This is a genomic window from Paenibacillus sp. FSL R7-0198 (genome assembly GCF_038000415.1).
Taxonomy (GTDB): domain Bacteria; phylum Bacillota; class Bacilli; order Paenibacillales; family Paenibacillaceae; genus Paenibacillus.
The window spans coordinates 1,123,598-1,144,325 of sequence record NZ_JBBOCB010000001.1; the positions used below are offsets into that span (position 1 = coordinate 1,123,598).

A 20,728-nucleotide genomic window follows, 5' to 3' on the forward strand; every position below is an offset into this window, starting at 1 on the left:
CCCTTCAATGACGATTTAGCTAAGGAGACAACAGGTGGCTTAACACGGCACGCCATGCAGCTGCCCAGGAAGAGACATCACCGATTCCACCCAGCGTTGCATCTTCTGTCTTCGGTTCAGGAGGAATATAACTGCCTTTGCGATACACCGGAATTGAGCCAACAAGTTTGCCGTCAAGCTGCATATCAATGCGACCTGCCAATCCGAACGAAGGATCTGTCGATTGTTCCTTGCCTTCGACTTTCGTTTCCGACTGGGCGCGATTCTCGTGCAGAATCAACTTTTTGGTCAATGAACTTTTCTCACTCTCGGCCAGAGGATACCAGAATCCCCGGCCCGTAACGACATCTGTATTTTGCACAGGCTGTTCTTGCTTGGCGACCTCTACTAACGGGAAGTACTCAAACCCGAAATCTAGCATCCGAGCATGATCGTTCCAATCGTTTCCGTCGTTCAGCGTTACCGCGGCGAGCTGCTGTCCATTGCGTGTAGCCGAGCTAACCAAACATCTGAAAGCTTTCTTGGTGTAACCGGTTTTCACTCCATCTGCACCTTCGTACATCCGCAGCATTTTATTTTTGTTGTGCCAGGAGTATTCCCAGCTTTCATTGGGATTCGGTGCGGATTTGTCTTCCGTGGCTACGATGCGTTTGAACACCGGATTGTGCAACGCATATGCCGTTAATCTGGCCAAGTCATTGGCTGTGGAATAATGACCTTCTGCATCCAGTCCATGAGGGTTCATAAAATGGGAATGCGTCAGACCGATTTGCTCCGCCTTTTTGTTCATTAACAGGACAAAGCCTTCTTCCGATCCACCGACATGTTCTGCGATCGCAGAGGCCGCGTCATTGCCTGAACGGAGCATTAGCCCGTACAACATGTTTTCAAGCGTCATCTCTTCACCTAACTTCAGATAGAGAGAAGATCCTTCTTTGGCAAAAGCTGAGGGAGACACTTTCACTTTTTCATCCAGCTTGCTGTGTTCGATCGCTACGATCGCTGTCATGATTTTGGTCAAACTGGCAATTCGCAGTTCCTTATCCCCATCTTTGCTGTATAAGATCCGGCCTGATGTGACATCAATGAGAGCAGCGCTTTGCGCATGTGTAGACGGACCTTGAATTGTTGCCTGGGCTTGAGTAACCCCTAATGAAGACAGCAAGAAGACAGGGATAAGCATGCATGCAAGTACTTTCGTTATTTTTCGCATCAATTCATTCCTCCGGGTCACTTGGAATCTTGTACTATCTTATGTTCGGACAACTTGGAGTATGTCCCATAGGGCAAAAACAGCAAAAATCCCTCACGCTGGGATGCGGGAGGGATCATGACGAAATGATTCAGCTATACGTTGATGGATCTGGTGTAACTGGTACACCTGTAGCATTCGCTGGTGTTGTATTCCGTTGGAACATGCCTTGAATTCGGTCCAAAACATAAGGGGTGGAGTCAATGAGTTTCTCAAACAGATGTGTGGAGTTATCGAGTGGTACAATGTGTACCCCCTGTTTACCTACCACCAGGAACGCAATAGGACGTATGGATACACCGCCGCCGCTACCGCCACCAAACGGAGAAGCAACTTTAGCTGAACTCGCATGTTCAGTAGAGGTACCCGTAGCACCACTTTTGCCACTACTTTCTCCATTAACGTGAAAATCACTACCACCGGCAGCAAATCCGAATCCTACCTTACTTATTGGCAGAATCACGGTACCATCTGGTGTTTCGACTGCATCGCCAACAATTGTATTGACATCCACCATGGCCTTGATATTTTCCATTGCGGTTTCCATTAAGCCTTGAATTGGATGATCTGACATTTAAATTCCCTCCAGTTTCAATGTAAGCTAGGTTTGATCTAACCATATCATCCCCAAACTTGAAGGGACTTATGTAATAAGCATTTTAAATACACTCACCAAACCCCAACCTTACATTCCCAAAAACAGACCGACTATGATGGGTTTTTATACTGTTGTCCCACTAAGCTTATTCTTTTGTTTCTCCTTATGCCTGCGGCGCTGTTCCTGAAGAAGCTTGAACCACATCCGCCATCCGCCTTCGACTTGAAGCACACGGGTGAGTAGTGTAACTCCAGCGATCAGAACGGCTGTAATCCGAATTTTCGCTCTGAAATCGAGCTCCGTTCTAAATTCCATTTCATCGGACCATACCGGCATAACCTGAAGCACGGGTGTTTCATCAAAGCGGATCTGATAGGTGAGAAAACCAATAATAATGGACTTGATGCTCCACACCCAGCCCGTCAGCACCGCTGTATATGCTGCATCACCAACGCCGATGTGGGTTGCCCAGGACAGTTGGGTCATATGTACGCGTGTGAGTGTTTGCTTAAGCCACAGCTTGAGCGCGTCCGTTGCCCTAAGCATAATTTTCACATCTTTAGTCCACTTCTTGACTTTACGTTTGTTGACCCGCTCACTTCCCTGGGCCTCACCTCTCGAATGATTCATGGATTGTTCGGTCTTGACCAGAAAACCTTCCTTCATATTGCGGAAAACAATACTCGGGATCTCATAGTTAATCCGCACAATTCCATAGAGAAAACGAACATTAATATTGGCGTAATCATCACTTTTATGTTTACTGAATGTAAAATGTACATGAACATTTGAGATGAGGACTGCGGCAATCAGCAATGCGAACAACAAACCGATTCCTCCAAGCCAAATCCACACAGGCCTTACCTCCAAGCCCTCAATTCTTTTCTCGTCTAGTATGACACTCTGAATAGGAAAAAATTCACGTCTGACCTAAAAATCCCATTTCATATTTATTTAGAAACTATTCTATTCACCATTTTTCTAAAACAATGCACAAAAAAACCGACTCCACTGATGGGTGTCGGTTAGTATGAGCTTGCAAATTAGAGTGAAGAACCCGTATTATCGTCTTCGTTGTCGATATGACTTAGGTCATCCGCCGGATCAACACTTTCCGGTTCCAGTTGTTGCAAATCCAGTTTGTTGAATAACAGTTGTGTCTCTTCCTCCAGGTTTTCGGAATCTTCGAACAAGCCTGGTTCCGGAAGGTCTTTAATTGAAGCCAAACCGAAATAATCCAGGAATGACTTGGTCGTTCCGTACAGAATTGGTCGTCCGATCGCCTCGGCTCGTCCCACTTCAATAATCAAATCCTTATTCACAAGCGTATGGATGGCCCGCTCCGATTTTACACCACGGATTTCCTCAATCTCTACCCGTGTAATCGGCTGACGATACGCCACAATGGCCAGCGTCTCCAGAGCCGCCTGGGATAAGGACGTGCGTGCGGGAGAGTATGCCAGTTTCTCGAAATATACAGCGTGGTCAGGCAAGGTTCCCAACTGAACTACACCAGCGATCTTGAGAATCTGTACACCTCGTCCCTGCTGTGAGAATTCATGAATCATCTCCTCAATCGCGTCCGTTACAAGCTCCACTCGCTGGTCGACGATCTCGGCGATTTGTTTGATACTCAGACCTTCTTCTCCGGACAAAAACAGCAGGCCTTCAATAATCGATTTCAATTTCGGAAAATCCATGATTCTTTGTTTCCCCTCTCCACTCCATAACGATATCCTCAAACATCCGTTCCTGATAACAGACAATCTGCTTCATCTTCATCAGTTCCAGCACCGCCAGAAAAGTGACAACAATCTCATGGCGATAGATATGCTCGTCCATCAACTTGGAAAATAACAGTCTGCCTCCCGGCCCCATACTTTCCAAAGCGCCGATGACATCCCGTATCCGGTCCTTAACCGAAATCTCATCCCGTTTGATTCGGGTTACAGTTGTGCGCTTCTCAGCCTTACGTAGCGCCTTCTGAAAGGCTGCAATCAGGTCAGAGGTGTGTAAACCCTCAACCGGGTTCGATTGGGCTTCTACGGGCATATAGGGGCGCAGATCCTCGGGCTCTTTGGAAAATATAAGGCTACGTTCCCACTCCCGTTCATGAAGATGACGCGCAATTCCCTTGTACTTGCGATATTCTATCAGACGTGCAATCAGCTCTGCACGTGGATCATAATCTTCTTCTTCCATAAAATCATAATCCTCGAAGTCCTCAATGACCGGTGGTTTGGGCAATAAAAGTTTGCTCTTGATCGACAGCAATGTTGCTGCCATGACCAGAAATTCACTCGTAATATCCAGTTCCAGTTCCTGCATCGAATGCAGATACGCCATGTATTGATCGGTAATATCGCTGATGGGAATATCCTGGATATGAATTTCAGCCTTATCAATCAGATGAAGCAGCAGATCCAAAGGCCCTTCAAAAGTCTCCAGTTTGTATGTAACTACCGTCACTAGACGAATCCTCCCGCCAGAAAAATACAAAACCCTGCTAAGCCGTCCGAATCCGGTTTCCCGTGTTCGTCTGCGCAAAGCAGGGCACTACTATTAAATAAGCACTATTTTAGCTGTTTCGTCAAGTTTGCCATCTCAATTGCCGCCGTAGCTGCATCCCAACCTTTGTTACCCGCTTTGGTTCCGGCACGTTCAATCGCTTGTTCAATATTTTCTGTTGTAACCAATCCAAAGATTGTAGGCACGCCAGTTTTCAGATTAATTGCTGCTACCCCTTTAGCCATCTCGTTGCACACATAATCGTAATGCGTAGTGGATCCACGAATGACAGTTCCCAGGGTAATCACCGCATCATACTTGCCGCTCTCCGCCATTTTCTGCGCAATCAGAGGGATTTCGAACGCTCCTGGAACCCAGGCTACATCCACTTCATCATCCTGCACGCCGTGACGTTTGAATGCATCAAGCGCCGCGCTAAGTAATTTACTGGTGATGAATTCGTTGAAACGTCCAACGACAACTCCATAACGTGATCCTTCTGATACTAAATGTCCTTCAAAAAATTGTGGCATTCAAGTCATCTCCCTAACGGTATAATGTAATGTAAGTAACGGAAATCCCTAAGTAATCACTTCCATAAATTACATGGTGAACATTGTTCATCTAAAACGCATTTACTCTTCGTTCTGCTCAATATCATCAAACTTGAGCATATGCCCCAGCTTGGCTTGCTTCGTATGAAGATACACTGTATTGTCCTCATTCTCTTCCATCTGGATTGCAACACGCTCTACAACTTCAAGTCCATATCCTTCAAGGCCTTTAATTTTACGAGGATTGTTAGTAAGCAGTCTGATCTGACGAACCCCAAGGTCTTTCAAAATTTGGGCGCCAATCCCGTAATCACGCAAGTCGGCAGCAAAGCCCAGCTTCAGGTTTGCATCCACCGTATCCAGACCTTCCTCTTGCAGCTTGTAGGCTTTGAGTTTGTTGATTAGCCCAATGCCCCGACCTTCCTGTCTCATATAGAGCAGAACGCCATTGCCTTCCTCGTTAATCTGTTTAAGTGCCGCATCAAACTGAGGACCACAGTCACAACGATGGGAATGGAATACATCGCCAGTCAAACATTCAGAGTGCACACGCACAAGTACGGGTTTGGAACCATCTATTTCGCCTTTAACCAGCGCCACATGCTCCTTGTTGTCCACAGCATTTGTATAGGCCACCGCTTGAAACTCGCCAAAGTCCGTTGGCATACGTACAGCCACTTCACGTTGAACCAGCTGCTCTTTTTCGTTACGGTAACGAATCATGTCCTGAATACTGATCAGCTTCAGATCATGTTTGCGGGCAATCTCCTGCAGATCCGGAAGTCTGGCCATTGTGCCATCTTCCTTAATCACTTCACAGATCACGCCTGCGGGATATGAACCACACATAATGGCCAAATCTACCGCCGCTTCTGTATGCCCGGCACGACGAAGTACACCGCCATCTTTTGCAATCAGCGGGAACATGTGACCAGGCTTACGGAAGTCCCCAGCTTTCGCTTCAGGATCGATCAGACCTTTCACGGTAATAGAGCGTTCATGTGCCGAGATACCTGTTGTCGTATCTTTGTGGTCCACAGAGACGGTGAAGGCTGTTCCATGGAAATCCGTATTTTGTTGAACCATCGGTTTCAGATTCAGTTCGTCCGCACGTTGTTGTGTAATCGGAACACAGACCAGACCTCTACCTTCAGTAATCATGAAATTAATGACTTCAGGTGTCGCCTTTTCGGCCAAAGCGATAAAATCGCCTTCATTCTCCCGATCTTCATCATCCACAACAATGACCGGTTTACCACGCATGAGATCATATATAGCTTCTTCTATCGTATCCAAAATGGATTGTTCTGACATGGGTCCACCTCCAGTTTATTTCTGTTTTTATTTATGCAAATCCGTGATTGGAGAGAAAATCTTCACTGATACTGCGCGGCTTGCCAGCACCCGTCTCTCGATGTCCTCTCCCATACTGGAGCAGATGATCCACATATTTGCCCAAAATATCGCATTCGATATTAATGGTATCCCCTGTCTTTTTCACATTTAGTACAGTTTCACCAATGGTATGCGGGATTATGGAAACCGTGAATGCGGTATCCGATGTATGGACAACGGTCAAGCTAATGCCATCCAGTGTAACCGATCCTTTGGGAATCAGATATTTGAACAACTGGTGATCATCAGGTTTGATCTCAAACACAATCGCATTCTGATCACGTGTTATACTGCCAATCACCCCGGTACCATCGACATGGCCCTGAACGATATGTCCGCCAAAACGCCCGCCGGATTGCATGGCCCGCTCCAGATTAACTTTACTGCCAGATTGCAGCTGACTGAGATTGGTATGGCGATAGGTTTCAGGCATTACATCGGCGGTAAAACCTCCACCTTCGAGCGTTGTCGCAGTTAAGCACACGCCGTTCACTGCTACACTATCACCAATTTTCAGATCGTCCATGATGGCGGAAGCTCCGATATTCAGGACCATCGCTTCGCCTTTCCGACCAATACGCCGGATCTGACCAACTTCTTCCACCAAACCGGTAAACATGCTGCCGCCTCCCTTCTTTAATTTATAAAGAGTCTAACTTGTTTCTTTAAAATTCATTTATTTATTCAGGCCACACCGGAATACCGCCAATGCTGATATTATCTCCAACTTTTTCGATCTCCAACTGATTCAATTGAATCGCCTGATTCATACGTTCCACACCTTCGAAGCGGAAGCTTCCAGGTGTATCATAACCGCCTACAATCTTCGGAGCGATAAACATGAGCAGTCGATCGACCAACCGTGCCTCCAGCATGGCTCCATTCAGAGTGCCCCCACCTTCAAGCAAAATCGAACCAATCTCACGCTCACCCAACTTGCTAAGTCCGCTTAACAGATCCACACGTGGTCCAGGACCACAGCGTATAATCTCAACACCGTAAGCTTCCAAACGTTCAGCAGCTTCAGGACTGGCTTCGTCTGTGGTGAGAACCCATGTTGGAGCAAGACCATCCTTAACCATTTTGGCACCTACGGGAAGACGCAACTTGGAATCCACCACAATGCGCACCGGACTAATGCCTTCCACTTGTAAACGGGTTGTAAGTTCCGGATTATCGGCAATCACTGTGTCGACGCCAACCATAATTCCCTGGTGACGATGACGAAGGGCATGCACAATCTCACGAGCGGGCTCGTTGGAGATCCACTTGCTGTCTCCGCTGCGAGTAGCAATTTTGCCATCCAAAGTAGTAGCCGTTTTCAGTGTCACAAAAGGTAGACCCGTTGTTATAAATTTAATGAATTTTTCATTCATGCGTCTTCCACGCTCACGCAGTACGCCAACTTCAACTTCAATGCCTTGTTGACGAAGCATGCTGATGCCTCTGCCGGATACTTGCGGATTTGGATCTTCACAACATACGACAACACGTTTTACCTTTTCATGAATCAGGCGTTCACTACAAGGTGGCGTCTTGCCATAATGACTACAGGGCTCAAGTGTAACGTATACCGTACTTCCTTCTGCATCGCTGCCTGCCATGTTAAGGGCATGCACCTCCGCATGACCGGTTCCACGTTTCAGATGGCTCCCCAGACCTACAATACGACCTTCTTTCACAACTACACATCCAACGACCGGATTAATCCCCGTCTGTCCTTGTGCTCGTTCCGCCATATCCAATGCCAGTGCCATATAAAATTCATCATTGATCATTTCCAAATCCGTTCACCCCGCGGTTTAAAGTCTTGTTTATTAAAAAATCCCCGTCGAACAATCAGTTCGATGGGGATGATGAGAGACAAATGTCACCAGCAGGAGTGAAATGGATACAGCACGCCAACACTTTGCCCAAAACTTCATTTCGGGCAAGTGAAAATAGACACATACCTTAATGAACATCAATTACAGGTAAAGAGCTTTTATCGTGTGGCATATGTATGGAACTGTCCGGCGTAACCGGATCTTCCCTGTACAGTGCAAGACATTACCAATCTAGACTGTGCAGCAATACTCCTGCTGAATGCAAACCTGTTAGGTCTGCACCTCTCCTTCTCCCATCCAGACTATACTGTCGGTTCTGGAATTACACCAGATCAGCCATCTGCCAATGGCAGACAGGTCACGGACTTTGCATCAAGTGCTGGACATGTGTCCTTACACTTCCTGCATCACCGCCGGTAGGGAATTGCACCCTGCCCTGAAGGATTGCTTTCGTTATTACTTGGATGTTAGCACTTTAATGCCAAAAAATCAATTGTTTTTTGTTCCTTTTTGTCACATACTAACTTTTAATAAGCTAAGAAACAACAAAAAACCGCTTCCTCTCAAGGAGGCACGGTTTTTGCTTGGAGGCCCACTTCACATCCATCGCATCATTCTACATATCAGGAAAACACCAGCTCGCCATATGCTTTAATTCTTTGGCATTATGGAATGGAGTGCGGTCAGGCTCTTGCAGGGGCGAAGTTGGCAGCGGGAACTCTCTTGCCACCCTTCTGACCCAACTTGTGGAATCGATCGCAATAGCCGAGCATTTCCAGCGTCCATTCGCTCTCGGTCGAAAAGTCCCATGCAAATCTGCTTTTCCCGGCATCTCTGGAAAGACACCATCCAGATATTCAACGATGACACGCTTGTCTCTGACTTCATGACAGTATACTGTCACCCATACACCTTCCCGGACCCGAACAGCATACACATCTCCAGACTGTACCTCCCCGGTACCTGCATCAGGAGATGCCTTTGGTACTTTTCCGCGAACACTTCTCTTCTTCTCCAATGCTCCTAAGATCGTGTCCTTTACAGCTGGACTCTCATCAGGCTTATCCGCAAGAGATATATTATTCAGATCAAAATCATGAAATATCTTGTTCAGGTTGTTCTCATTGATTCCTACAGATGAGTCCCACCACGCCAGAGGCGCCTGTACCTCAACCCGCACATTGGGGCGTGCGTCACGTTGCATGTAAGTGGTGAATTCCGTGATCATTCCAGGATGTTCCGGCGTATCCAATATGCCAATCAGAGCTAACGTCTCAAGCAAATCACGGTAGGCATATTCCTTCTGTGTAGGCAAAAGACGTTCCTTCTTGAGCGCTACTGCTGCCTTGCTGTAACGTGTTCTGGGAGGTAATTCGCGCAGCACCGTTAAAACCGCACGGAATGTCCAGCGGTCGTACTCATTGGGTATTGGAAGCTCCTGCGCGGCAGCCAGCTCTCGAAGTGCCAACACATATCCAAAAGGATCACCGTCCAACGGGGTTCCATTGGTCATCCGCCAATACCATTGCAGCGTTGTGTCGGTTGCTTGATCTACACTTAATCCGCAAATCTTACAAGTGTTTGAAGATGGATATGGCGTATGTTCATGACTTGGCATACTGCTCGCAATAAGCTTGCCCGTAAGCAACGAGCGCCAGATCATGGGTGCTGACCACAAAGAGGATACAAAGGCCTGCGCTGCATCATTGATCGTCCAGTAATTCGCAACTTTTTTCAGCTCAGTAATCGTTTCATCATGTTGCGGACGTACAAATCGATTCGGTTCATGCCCGGCTGCCTCAAGCGCTTCTCGATCCTTTACGGATAGACTATCCGGAACGACATGGCGCGATGCCTGCAGTTCTTCATCCCACAACGTGCGCTCACTATAAATTTGTTTTAACAAGCTTAGCTGAGTAACCGTATCCAAGGTTTTACTCATCCTTTCTAATCATCGATTTCAAGTATGTAAAAAAACAAAAAAAGTGCTTCTATAAAAGAAGCACTTCATGTTTGGATCCAGTTAAGGTGAAGGTATTAAGCTTCTACAACTTCAACAGTTTCCATTTTGTCTTTACCTTCTAAAGCGTCCACGAACTCCATACCTTTAGTTACTTTACCAAATACAGTATGTTGTCCATCCAGATGTGGTTGCGGTTGGTAGCAGATGTAGAACTGGCTTCCACCTGTGTTACGGCCAGCATGTGCCATAGCAAGTGTTCCGCGCTCATGTTTGTTCGGGTTAATTTCACAATTGATTGTGTAACCTGGGCCACCTGCACCGCTACCGTTAGGGCATCCGCCTTGAGCTACAAAGCCCGGGATAACGCGGTGGAATGTAAGACCATTGTAGAAACCGGAGTTAGCCAGTTTCTCAAAGTTTGCTACTGTGTTTGGAGCTTCTTGATCGAACAGATCGATCAGAACTTCTCCGCCGTTTGCCAATTTAATTTTCGCTTGTTTCGCCATATGTAAATGACTCCTTTCGTATTGACCATCGTTAATGGTGCCAGAACGCATGACCCTGGGTCAAGCATTACAGCACTTTTCTTAGTGTACACCGAAAATGACTGGATCGCAAAAAAAACGGAAACTTTTTTTCATAATTTAGTCCGAATATACAAAAAGCAGACGAAAAAGGAAGTTCCCTTTTCATCTGCTTCAAATTTAAAATCCCTATATCCTGAATAATGCAGAAACGCATTATTTTTTGACGAATTAGCGAGTTACTGGCTGTTTGCCAATGCGCGCTGGTACCAGGTCATTCTGGATGATATCTTGATACGTCTCACGGCGTACTACGACATCTCCTTGACCGTCTTTGACAAACACAACAGCCGGACGACGAATACGGTTGTAGTTGCTCGCCATGGAGTAGTTATATGCACCTGTACAAGCTACAGCGAGCAGATCGCCGCTCTCCACTTTTGGCAGGTCCAGATCCCAGATCAACATATCGCCACTCTCGCAGCATTTACCCGCAACAGATACCGTTTCCTGAGCAGCCTCATTCGCACGGTTGGCAAGCACAGCTTCGTACTTGGATTCATACAAAGCAGGACGTGGGTTATCGGTCATACCACCATCAACGGCAACGTATTTACGCACGCCTGGGATGTCTTTGCTTGTTCCAACAGTATACAGCGTTGTTCCCGCTTCACCCACGATACTGCGGCCTGGCTCAACCCAGATCTCAGGTACGGCATAGCCGATTTGAGCAAAATGATTTTTAACTGCGTCTGTAATAGCCTTCACGTATTGCGCAACTTCAAGCGGTGTATCTCCATCGATATAACGGATTCCGAATCCACCACCAAGGTTAACCACTTTGAAAGCAACATTAAGACGCTCATATACACTTGCTGCAAATTCAGCAACACGTTGAACAGCCATCTGGAAGCCTTCAACTTCGAAGATCTGGGAACCGATGTGGGAATGCACACCGAGCAATACCAGGTTAGACTGCTTGGAAGCCAAGTCAATCGCTTCAAATGCCGTACCATTACCGATATCGAATCCAAATTTGGAATCCGTTTGACCTGTAGAAATATATTCATGCGTATGTGCCTCAACACCAGGCGTCACACGAAGCAAAATGTTTACTTTACGATTTTTGTCCGCTGCTACAGCCTGCAACAGATGCAGTTCATTGAAGTTATCAACAACAAAGCATCCGATCTCCGCATCAAGAGCCATTTCGATCTCTTCCAGCGTTTTGTTGTTACCGTGGAAATGAATGCGCTCAGCCGGGAATCCTGCTTGCAGTGCAGTAAACAGTTCACCGTCAGATACAACATCCAGGGAAAGTCCTTCTTCAGCTGCAAGGGCACACATCGCCATTACACAGAATGCTTTACTTGCGTATGCAACCTGGAAGCCCAATCCGGAAGCACGGAATGCTTCCATATACTCTCTGCAACGCTCGCGAACCAATTGCTCGTCCACAACGTACAGGGGAGTTCCAAATTGTTCTTTCAGATCTGTTGCATCAACTCCGCCAATCTCCAGATGCCCTTGCGCGTTTATTTTACTTGTACCATGTAAATACATAATCTGCATTCCTCACTTTTTTATATACTGGAACAGTTGCTATTCCAATGATTTTACACCAGTATATCAAATTAGGCAGCGAGATGAATGGATTTTTCGGAAGATCATTTGTGTTTTTTACTTTTTCGCAGTTCACCGTCTGGATCATCAGACATTTTGGTGTTGTCACGGGTTTTGTTGAATGATGGACGTTTTTTATTTTCCAGCAACGGAAGCCGGAATAAAAAGTTGCCCAGGGCCTTTGCATTAAACGGTATAAAAGGCCAGAGATACGAAGAATTGTACGACCGGTGAATGGTGAGCGCCAATATGAGCAATGTACTGCCCACCACCAATCCCGGAACCTTGAATATTGCAACAGCGACTAACAGAACCAACCTGACCAGCCTGTTGGCAAGTCCAAGCTCGTAACTCGGCGTGGCAAACATTCCGATGGCTGCGATCGCCATATAGAGTACAACCTCATTGACAAAATATCCTGTTTTGACGGCGATATCCCCAACTAAAATCGCCGCGATCAAACCCATGGCCGATGCCAGAGGTGTAGGCGTATGAACCGCTGCCATCCGTAATAAATCGACGCCCAGTTCGATCAGTAGAAACTGTAGAATTAACGGAAGCTTTACATTTTCCTGCGGACCAATGAAGTCGAGTCCCATCGGTTTAATCGAAGGGTCAATAACCATGAGAAGCCATAGCGGTAGCAAAAACAACGATATGAGAATCCCTGCAAAACGCACCCATCGTAAATACGTCCCCATCAAGGCCGTCTGTCTATTCTCCTCCGCATGCTCACACAGGTCGAAGAAGGTCGTAGGCAGAATCATCACACTAGGGGAAGTGTCTACGAAAATGACAACACGTCCTTCCAGCAAATGGGAAGCTGTAACATCCGGTCGTTCGGAATACCGGACGAGTGGAAACGGATTCCAACCCTTGTTGATAATCGCTTCTTCCAGCTGTTTATCGGCGGAGGGAATACCATCAATATCCACTCGCTGAATTTTTTCACGAACGGAATCCACCTGCACTTTATCCACAATATCGTCAATGTACACCACGCAGACATCGGTTTGTGTTCTCCGCCCCACCTGCATGATCTCAAATTTCAGTCCTGGGTCGCGAATTCTACGGCGGACCAAGGTTACATTGGTCAGGAGTGTTTCGGTAAAGCCGTCTCTGGAACCCCGGACTACCCTTTCCAATGAAGGTTCTTCGGGTGAACGTACCGGATAACTCCGGGTATCCATAATTAAGACCGAGCGGTCCCCTTCAACGAACATTGCACTCATACCGGTAAGAACCTTGTTGATGACCGCACTCATCTTCTCGACTTTTTCCACCTGAATATGGGGAATGTAACATTCAAAATAAGATTTGAGTGCATGTCCGGACACGTCATCCGGCGTGAGATAGGTGAGTCTTTTCAACACTTCAAGCAAAATCTCATCCTTGGCGAAGCCGGTGATCATCAGCAATCCAACGTGCTTGCCACCCAGGACCATTTCTCTCATATTCACGTCAAACGATTCTCCGAGCCCCAGTACCTGTTGCAGTGTATATCTATTCTCACTCATGCGTGGGGAGATATCATCGTTTTCCTGCCAATATTGCACGGATTCCTCAATGCTGTCGGACATCTCATTTTGTTTTTTCTTACTGTACGCTTTCTCCTCTTCTTCCTTCTGAATCTCATAAGCAGACTTGTGTAACATCTCTTCCGTTATACCTTTACTATTTTCCTGGCCTGTGTGCTCTGTTTGTTCATCCATCTTCCATCCTCCTATGGCCACGAGTTACCGCTGATATATGAAAAAATCAAACAGGGAACCTGTCATTTTGCCCAAAATCATGGCGAGCAGTAATCCAAACAAATAAGGTTTCATGCCCAATCGTTTGGCTAGTACGGGCAGTACATTAAGCACCTCAGTGAGCGCTGCGGCCAGCAGACCGATGAACACCCCACAGAACAAACCAACGATTGGACTGAGCAGCAGCACCCCATGCATTTTCCAGTGCCAGAAATCCGCCACCGTCCCGAGCAGTGAACCACCGATCAGCGCCCCTTCGTACCAGTGAGTCTTGTCATACGATTGCGTAAGTTGGGCCAACCTGGGAATCATATCGAGCACCAGAATGAGCGCAATTACGCCGCTCCCTACGGCAATTCCCCCTGCAATACCCAATACAATGCTGATTGCTCCATTAAGAACGCTCATCCGCATTCATCTCCCTGCGTTCCTGCTCGTGCATCCGTTCGCTTTCTTCAATCACCACATATTTATCTACATTTTGCTGGTATAGGAACATCTCCACTTCCAGCGGGGTAGGCTCCTCATTCCACTTTTTCTTGAACAAATGATTAAAAAATACTGCCATACCGAATCCAATGCCAATGGAATACGCCACTTGAAACAGATAGGGATGTTCGTCCCGATGCCCAGTAAGCATCTCCACAATTCGAATCTGCACTTCCTGCATGTTCACATCAGCATGAAAATTCATAATGGTTAAGGCTGATCCAAAGAACAGCAGCAGCCAAACCAGAATGAACAATGACTTGGAAGGTTGACCATTTCCCGCAACGACTTCAACCAACGTATGACCTGATCCCATCAGTTCCACACTTACCTCCGGCAAGATGTGCCGAATTCGGGGAATAATCTGCAATATATCAATGAGGATCAGATTGCCATCCTCCGGTCCAGGGCGCAACAGTTCAAGCTCCAGTAGCCTGCCCTCCTGGTCTTCAGAAGAGGTCAGTACATGTGCAATGTCTCCAAGCTTGACTGCTCTGCCCCTCTGGATGCGAATACGGCTGCGCAGACGAATATAGACCATTGGAGTGGGTGTCTGGGACATCCATAGCACTCCTTTACTGCGTAATTTAGGTTAGTATTTGAAGAATGTGCAAATTTATTACAAACGGGTTGGAAAAAGATCGGGAGGTTGTGCTAGCGCTACGGGATGGATCGGTCATTGGTCGCTGTTATCCCCGGATTTCTTGAACTCTCCTTTCCAAGGAGGAAATCCGGGCATAAAGGCGAACGCTTCGCTCCTTTTGACCGATTCCATCCCTCCGCTACCTATCGTCCTCCCGCTTCCAAACGTTTGAAATAAATAGGCTGGGGGAGGAGGCAGGGAGGGAATTAAAAGATGAGCTTTTTGGGGTTTATTTTGCTCAAAATTCTATGACTCTTGAAGTTATCTTTTGGCACTGTCTTAGAATACAGTTGTGTAGAAATTTGGAGACAAAGGCGCACGCTTCGCTTCTTCAGGTCTAATCTGCCGCCTGCGTTGCTTATGTATCCTTAGATGAACCCTCACGCTTCGCTCCTTTTGACCGATTCCATCCCTCCGCTGCCCATCGTCCTCCCGTTTCCAAACGTTTGAAATAAATATGCTGGGGAGGAGGCATGAAGGGAATTAAAAGATGAGCTTTTTGGGGTTTATTTTGCTCAAAATTCTATGACGTTGGAGTTTGTCTTCTGCATGCGTCTTAGAATACAACTGTGTAGGAATTTGGGATCAGCCTTTTATACTCTTTCCTTGTAACCGATTTGGGGCGTAATTGAGTGTGAAGCATTATTACACATATCAAAAAAGTCGCCGTGTGGGCGACTCTTGGATATCAGTAGATAAGTTCACGGATCATGAACAATAACTCAACAATTATGTTCTTTTTCTCTTTTGTTCAATTCCCTTCTAAATCGTAAAGGGGTTGAATTCATTGTTTTGCGGAATTGGTTAATGTAATAACTCGTGCTGTTAAAACCGACCTCATAGGCAATTTCGGTGATGCTACGCTCGGAGAGTTGCAATAGTTCAATGCTTCTTTGGATGCGGTACTCGATCACATATTGCATGGGTGTGGTTTTTAGGATTTGCTTGAAATAACGGCATGTCTCCGATCGACTTAACTGTCCGGCCTTTGCAATATCTTCCAGCTTAATTGGATCGGTATAGTTGAGATTAATCCATTGCAACATGTCTTTCATTCGCTTGTTTCTGCTCATCTCTGATGGATCATGTTCCAGGGAATATCCGTTCATAATCAGCAGTTTCCACATATTCAGCACCGCAGAAGCAACATTTACTTCGTAAAAAGGAACTTTTTCCACTAACTCCTTTCTAATCCGTGCAATGGCACTCAGGATCTGTTCTCCCCAAGCGTTAGCTCTTTCGATATACAGAAAAGGCAAATTAGTTGCTGTTACATATGGATGTACGTACTTTATATACAAATCCGAAGGCATGATAACATGCGGGGACAAATTCAGACATAAATAAATGCAGTTCTCGCTCACACCATGATCTTCGGCCATATGCATTATTCCACTGTTGATAAAAATCCCGTCACCTTTGGACAAAATCATCTTTTGATCATTGATATGGAACAACGCCGTACCCTGAAGAACGGTAACAAACTGCAATTCATCATGCCAGTGGAGAGGAATATGTCCGTGAACATTTTGAACAATGGTTGTCTCATAACAGGCTATAGATAATGTATCGGTACGGTGTTGCGTCATTTCTTTCAATTGTTGATCAATGATAAATTCGATTTTCCGCATGGCCCTCATCTCAATATAGTTATATTTTTAAGTGTAATATTGATATTAATGTACCGCATTTCTCCTTAATATAACACTATTCTTATATTTAAGGTGAGGCGAACAAGAATGACAACTTCTGCAAAATCCAAAATTTCAGGCATCGTACTCGTTCTAACCGGAGCCATCTGTTGGGGCATTGGGGGTACGGTATCTCAAAAACTGTTTCAACTGGATGGAATTGAGGTCAATTGGTATGTCACGGTACGATTGTTGATTGCTGGGTTACCATTACTGGTTATTCAATCGTTTACTAATGGACGATTTCAGATTTTTGATGTGTGGAGAAATAAAAAAACGGCTGGACAGCTGATCATTTTTGGATTGGTCGGCATGCTTACCGTCCAGTATACGTACATGGCATCCATTAAACACGGTAATTCAGCGGTGGCTACACTCCTGCAGTACCTGTCCCCTATTATGATCATGATTTACATCGCACTCCGTAAGCAGTCTGTCCTCACACGCAATGACCTTGCATGCGCCGTTCTGGCTCTCAGTGGGTGTTTTCTCCTGCTGACGAATGGCTCGCTTACGCGGTTATCCGTCTCCTCGCTCGCAGTGATATGGGGACTGTTATCCGGGGTTTCAGCTGCATTTTATACGCTGTATGCCGTGCAACTGATTAAAAAGTTCGATTCACTTGTTGTGGTCGGCTGGGCTATGATCATCGGTGGTTTGGGAATGAGTTTTATTCACCCACCCTGGAAAATGAATTTTGCTAACATCACGCTTGAAACCTACGGTTATTTGATATTTACGATCCTTTTTGGAACCATGATTGCTTTTTGGTTTTATATTGCGAGTCTCAAGAGTCTTACACCCAAGGAAACTAGCCTGCTCGGGAGCGCAGAGCCGCTTGCTGCTGTTGGAACAACCGTCATATGGCTCCATGAACCTTTTGGCTTCTATCAATGGATTGGTATGGCATGTATTCTTGGCATGATGCTGGTCATGCAGTCCAATCGTTCGAGATCTCCCCGGAGTAACAACAAATAACCTCCCTCGCCATAATGCGCGATAGAAGGTTGTTAGTTGTCGTATATTGGTGCATAAGCGCCAATATTGTTGTTGCACTCCACAAAATCACTGCGCGATCTGGTCGCGGATGGATTGCAGTATTTTTTTCTCCAGACGCGATACCTGCACCTGAGATATACCCAGCCTACTGGCAACCTCGGACTGGGTCTGATCCCGGTAATACCGAAGATACACGATTAACCTCTCCCGCTCACTGAGACCACCGATGGCTTCGTTCAAGGCCAGTTTGTCAAACCAACGTTCCTGAGACTCGTCGGCAATCTGATCCATTAAGGTGATGGGATCACCGTCATTCTCGAATACCGTCTCATGAATGGAGGTGGGTGGTTTGTTCGCTTCCTGGGCAAATACGACTTCCTCCGGGGTTACCCCCAGCTCTGCGGCAACTTCCTTAATCGTTGGCAGACGATCCAGATGTTTAGACAGTTCGTCCCTTTTTTTACGGACTTTATTCGCCATCTCTTTTAGTGAACGACTGACCTTCAGGGTACCGTCATCCCGCAGGAATCGCTGGATTTCTCCGATGATCATCGGTACCGCGTAGGTTGAGAACTTCACGTCATAACTGAGATCGAATTTGTCCACTGACTTGAGCAGACCGATACAACCAATCTGGAACAGATCTTCCGGATCATATCCCCTGTTCATAAAACGCTGTACGACGGACCAGACGAGTCTGATGTTGCAGTTCACCAGCGTATCCCGTGAGACATGGTCACCCGACTGACTGAGCGCAATCAGCCGTTTGACCTCGGCATCGTCCAAATAGGTCTGTGAAGATGGTTTCACTTCAGCATCCATAAGAACACCAACCCCTAATTATACAATGCTTTCTTGGATTCAATCCTTTTTTTCATCTTGATGGAGGTGCCTCTGCCGGGCTCACTGCTGACTTCGAATTCATCCATAAAGTTTTCCATAATGGTGAAGCCCATGCCCGACCGCTCAAGTTCGGGTTTGGACGTATATAGCGGCTGCTTGGCGAGTTCAAGATCTTCGATTCCTTCACCGCGGTCTTCCACGATGATTGTGATCATGTCTTCCCGAATCTCGGCCTGGATAGACACAACACCTTCGGAGTTGTTGTTGTATCCGTGGATGATGCTGTTGGTCACGGCTTCCGAAATGACCGTCTTCAGGTCACTGAGCTCGTCCATCGTTGGATCAAGCTGGGAGATAAACGCAGCAACGGTTACCCGTGCAAACGACTCATTCTCTGACTTGGCCGCGAATTGCAGATTCATGAAATTTGTCCCTGTTCCTTCATTCATGAGACGACCTCCAGACCTGAGAGAGCAGTTCCCTCATTTTCGTATATCGGCATAATCTTGAACAGACCCGACATTTCCAGCAATCGGTACACTGGCGAATTGACGTCACAGACCACCATCTTGCCACCTTTATTCTTAATGAGCTTGTATCTTCCCAAAATGACACCCAGACCCGAACTGTCCATAAATTGCAGATCTTTCAGGCTGAGTACGAGATGCTCGCTTTGTCTCCGCTGGATGGCTTCATCCATCTGCATCCGTACCATGTCAGCTGTATGGTGATCCAGCTCCCCGGATAATCGTACAATCAGAATCCCGCGATGGTGTTCCATTTCCACATGCAAGTTCACGTTTGCTCACTCTCCTCCCTGTCTTAGAACAAGGATTTCTACGCTTCCGAAGGCTTTTCCTGCCCCCCGACAAAACTAGAAGAAAACCCCTATTTAACTACAAAATATGTTCGAAGGATGCGTGCAACTCGCAGAAATCGCCGTTTAGTCAAACAGGTTGGACGTTGTCCGCTTGAACAGCTTCCACCAGCCAGCCTTATTCACATCCTGCGGGGCCTGAATATCGAACTCCTTAATCACGTCATTGCCCTGGTAAACCACAAGTTTACCTATACTTTGCCCAGCCTTGATCGGAGCTTTCAATTCTTTGGCAACCGACAATTCATGTCGGATGTCGTTGGATTTGGCTCCTTTGCGCATCAGTACACTATAATTTTGCGTGGCATTTAGAGGCAATTCGGCAACTTCACCTTTTTCGATCTTCAGACTGCCCAGCAGATCCCCTGCCTTGTAGAGCGCCTTCATCGTATATTGGCTAAACGCATAGTCAAACATCGAAGACACTTCGCTGTTCCGTGTTTTGGTATTTGGTTCACCAAGTACCACGGAAACGACACGCAATCCATCTTTGGACGCCGTTGCAGACAAGCAGAATTTCGCTTCGGAAGTGTAACCTGTTTTCAAACCGTCTGCCCCTTGATAAAAACGAACCAGCTTGTTGGTGTTAACCAGCCAGAATGGCTTTTCCGTATCTTTGCGAAGGTAATCCTGATATGCACCGGTGTACTTCGTAATCCCGGAATGTTTCAACAGTTCACGGCTCATGACGGCAATATCATGGGCGGAAGAATAATGATTATCGACTGGCAGACCGTTACAGTTGGCAAAATGAGTATCCTTCATGCCAAGCTCCTTCGCACGTTCATTCATCAGCTGTACAAAGGCTTCTTCCGAGCCAGCGATCTTCTCAGCCATAGCCACTGAGGCATCATTGCCCGAAGCCATCGCGATCCCTTTTAACATATCATCAACTGTCATTTCTTCCCCAGGCTCCAGGAAGATCTGCGAACCGCCCATCGAAGCTGCATATTCGCTCGCTCTTACTTTGTCCGTCAGCTTCAGCTTGCCTGAGTCGATCGCTTCGATCGTAAGCAGCATGGTCATAATTTTTGTAATGCTCGCCGGAGGCAGCTGATCATGACTGTTTTTCTCATAAATGACGGTCCCCGTATCTGCATCCATTAAGATCGCTGATCGCGCCGACGGGGCCAGATCAGTTCCTCCCGCTGCCTTCGGTGTTTCTTCAGCTAATGCCGTTGATGCCATAAGG

General features: G+C 46.5%; 22 protein-coding genes and 1 riboswitch. Of the genes, 2 read left to right on the forward strand and 20 right to left on the reverse strand.

Annotated features, from left to right (window positions below; all coding sequences use genetic code 11):
- Nucleotides 1-19: 19 nt before the first annotated feature.
- From MKY87_RS04695 to MKY87_RS04765, 15 genes are all read right to left on the reverse strand, one after another.
- A complete protein-coding gene (locus MKY87_RS04695) occupies nucleotides 20-1,213 on the reverse strand; it encodes a D-alanyl-D-alanine carboxypeptidase family protein (protein WP_340963149.1) in 1,194 nt (397 codons plus the stop codon).
- A 130-nt stretch (nucleotides 1,214-1,343) separates the two neighbouring features.
- Nucleotides 1,344-1,826: a GerW family sporulation protein gene (gene ytfJ, locus MKY87_RS04700; RefSeq protein ID WP_339782962.1), complete on the reverse strand. Its 483-nt coding sequence runs from the start codon at nucleotides 1,824-1,826 to the stop codon at nucleotides 1,344-1,346.
- 147 nt (nucleotides 1,827-1,973) lie between these two features.
- Nucleotides 1,974-2,705: a DUF2953 domain-containing protein gene (locus MKY87_RS04705; RefSeq protein WP_249913479.1), complete on the reverse strand. Its 732-nt coding sequence runs from the start codon at nucleotides 2,703-2,705 to the stop codon at nucleotides 1,974-1,976.
- A 188-nt stretch (nucleotides 2,706-2,893) separates the two neighbouring features.
- Nucleotides 2,894-3,550, reverse strand: coding sequence for an SMC-Scp complex subunit ScpB (gene scpB, locus MKY87_RS04710; RefSeq protein ID WP_340963151.1), 657 nt, complete (start codon nucleotides 3,548-3,550; stop codon nucleotides 2,894-2,896).
- Nucleotides 3,519-4,319, reverse strand: coding sequence for a segregation and condensation protein A (locus MKY87_RS04715; protein WP_076328266.1), 801 nt, complete (start codon nucleotides 4,317-4,319; stop codon nucleotides 3,519-3,521). The genes scpB and MKY87_RS04715 overlap by 32 nt, the downstream gene beginning before the upstream one ends.
- 104 nt (nucleotides 4,320-4,423) lie before the next feature.
- Nucleotides 4,424-4,891 carry a 6,7-dimethyl-8-ribityllumazine synthase gene (ribH, locus tag MKY87_RS04720; RefSeq protein ID WP_017687651.1) on the reverse strand — a complete coding sequence of 156 codons (468 nt, stop codon included), beginning with the start codon at nucleotides 4,889-4,891 and terminating at the stop codon, nucleotides 4,424-4,426.
- A gap of 102 nt (nucleotides 4,892-4,993) precedes the next feature.
- Nucleotides 4,994-6,226 (reverse strand): bifunctional 3,4-dihydroxy-2-butanone-4-phosphate synthase/GTP cyclohydrolase II, encoded by a 1,233-nt coding sequence (locus MKY87_RS04725; RefSeq protein WP_133385394.1) that lies wholly within the window; start codon nucleotides 6,224-6,226, stop codon nucleotides 4,994-4,996.
- 31 nt (nucleotides 6,227-6,257) lie between these two features.
- The gene (gene ribE / locus MKY87_RS04730) at nucleotides 6,258-6,926 is read right to left on the reverse strand and encodes a riboflavin synthase (RefSeq protein ID WP_036607839.1); all 669 of its coding nucleotides are present in this window, start codon (nucleotides 6,924-6,926) and stop codon (nucleotides 6,258-6,260) included.
- A 61-nt stretch (nucleotides 6,927-6,987) separates the two neighbouring features.
- Nucleotides 6,988-8,091, reverse strand: coding sequence for a bifunctional diaminohydroxyphosphoribosylaminopyrimidine deaminase/5-amino-6-(5-phosphoribosylamino)uracil reductase RibD (gene ribD, locus MKY87_RS04735; RefSeq protein WP_176872572.1), 1,104 nt, complete (start codon nucleotides 8,089-8,091; stop codon nucleotides 6,988-6,990).
- A 323-nt stretch (nucleotides 8,092-8,414) separates the two neighbouring features.
- Nucleotides 8,415-8,581, reverse strand: a riboswitch (FMN riboswitch).
- Between the two features lie 168 nt (nucleotides 8,582-8,749).
- Nucleotides 8,750-10,063, reverse strand: a complete 1,314-nt coding sequence (locus MKY87_RS04740) for a hypothetical protein (protein WP_340963153.1) — start codon at nucleotides 10,061-10,063, stop codon at nucleotides 8,750-8,752.
- A 107-nt stretch (nucleotides 10,064-10,170) separates the two neighbouring features.
- The gene (locus MKY87_RS04745) at nucleotides 10,171-10,602 is read right to left on the reverse strand and encodes a peptidylprolyl isomerase (protein ID WP_017687646.1); all 432 of its coding nucleotides are present in this window, start codon (nucleotides 10,600-10,602) and stop codon (nucleotides 10,171-10,173) included.
- Nucleotides 10,603-10,851: 249 nt separating this feature from the next.
- Nucleotides 10,852-12,183, reverse strand: a complete 1,332-nt coding sequence (gene lysA / locus MKY87_RS04750; protein WP_017687645.1) for a diaminopimelate decarboxylase — start codon at nucleotides 12,181-12,183, stop codon at nucleotides 10,852-10,854.
- Nucleotides 12,184-12,287: 104 nt separating this feature from the next.
- Nucleotides 12,288-13,955, reverse strand: a complete 1,668-nt coding sequence (locus MKY87_RS04755) for a spore germination protein (RefSeq protein ID WP_340963155.1) — start codon at nucleotides 13,953-13,955, stop codon at nucleotides 12,288-12,290.
- Nucleotides 13,956-13,979: 24 nt separating this feature from the next.
- On the reverse strand, nucleotides 13,980-14,408 hold the full coding sequence (locus tag MKY87_RS04760; RefSeq protein WP_026080996.1) for a stage V sporulation protein AB: 429 nt from the start codon (nucleotides 14,406-14,408) through the stop codon (nucleotides 13,980-13,982).
- Nucleotides 14,389-15,045, reverse strand: a complete 657-nt coding sequence (locus MKY87_RS04765; RefSeq protein WP_340963158.1) for a stage V sporulation protein AA — start codon at nucleotides 15,043-15,045, stop codon at nucleotides 14,389-14,391. The genes MKY87_RS04760 and MKY87_RS04765 overlap by 20 nt, the downstream gene beginning before the upstream one ends.
- Before the next feature lie 105 nt (nucleotides 15,046-15,150).
- Between MKY87_RS04765 and MKY87_RS04770 the strand changes: the two genes are divergently transcribed.
- Nucleotides 15,151-15,303 carry a hypothetical protein gene (locus tag MKY87_RS04770; RefSeq protein ID WP_340963161.1) on the forward strand — a complete coding sequence of 51 codons (153 nt, stop codon included), beginning with the start codon at nucleotides 15,151-15,153 and terminating at the stop codon, nucleotides 15,301-15,303.
- 545 nt (nucleotides 15,304-15,848) lie between these two features.
- Here the strand turns inward: MKY87_RS04770 and MKY87_RS04775 are convergent.
- Nucleotides 15,849-16,757, reverse strand: a complete 909-nt coding sequence (locus tag MKY87_RS04775; protein ID WP_340963164.1) for an AraC family transcriptional regulator — start codon at nucleotides 16,755-16,757, stop codon at nucleotides 15,849-15,851.
- Between the two features lie 108 nt (nucleotides 16,758-16,865).
- On the opposite strand from MKY87_RS04775, the gene MKY87_RS04780 reads away from it, so the two are divergent.
- Entirely contained in the window at nucleotides 16,866-17,795 is a 930-nt protein-coding gene (locus tag MKY87_RS04780; protein WP_340963165.1) for a DMT family transporter, read from the forward strand.
- An 87-nt stretch (nucleotides 17,796-17,882) separates the two neighbouring features.
- Here the strand turns inward: MKY87_RS04780 and sigF are convergent, their stop codons facing one another.
- The 4 genes from sigF to MKY87_RS04800 all read right to left on the reverse strand — a co-directional run bounded on the left by sigF (nucleotide 17,883) and on the right by MKY87_RS04800 (nucleotide 20,724).
- Complete coding sequence (gene sigF / locus MKY87_RS04785) at nucleotides 17,883-18,638, reverse strand: RNA polymerase sporulation sigma factor SigF (RefSeq protein WP_036607856.1); 756 nt, start codon at nucleotides 18,636-18,638, stop codon at nucleotides 17,883-17,885.
- 14 nt (nucleotides 18,639-18,652) lie between these two features.
- On the reverse strand, nucleotides 18,653-19,108 hold the full coding sequence (gene spoIIAB / locus MKY87_RS04790; protein ID WP_036672324.1) for an anti-sigma F factor: 456 nt from the start codon (nucleotides 19,106-19,108) through the stop codon (nucleotides 18,653-18,655).
- Entirely contained in the window at nucleotides 19,105-19,458 is a 354-nt protein-coding gene (gene spoIIAA, locus MKY87_RS04795; RefSeq protein ID WP_017687636.1) for an anti-sigma F factor antagonist, read from the reverse strand. Before spoIIAA ends, spoIIAB begins: the two co-directional genes overlap by 4 nt.
- 144 nt (nucleotides 19,459-19,602) lie before the next feature.
- Nucleotides 19,603-20,724 carry a D-alanyl-D-alanine carboxypeptidase family protein gene (locus MKY87_RS04800; RefSeq protein WP_340967379.1) on the reverse strand — a complete coding sequence of 374 codons (1,122 nt, stop codon included), beginning with the start codon at nucleotides 20,722-20,724 and terminating at the stop codon, nucleotides 19,603-19,605.
- Nucleotides 20,725-20,728: the final 4 nt, after the last annotated feature.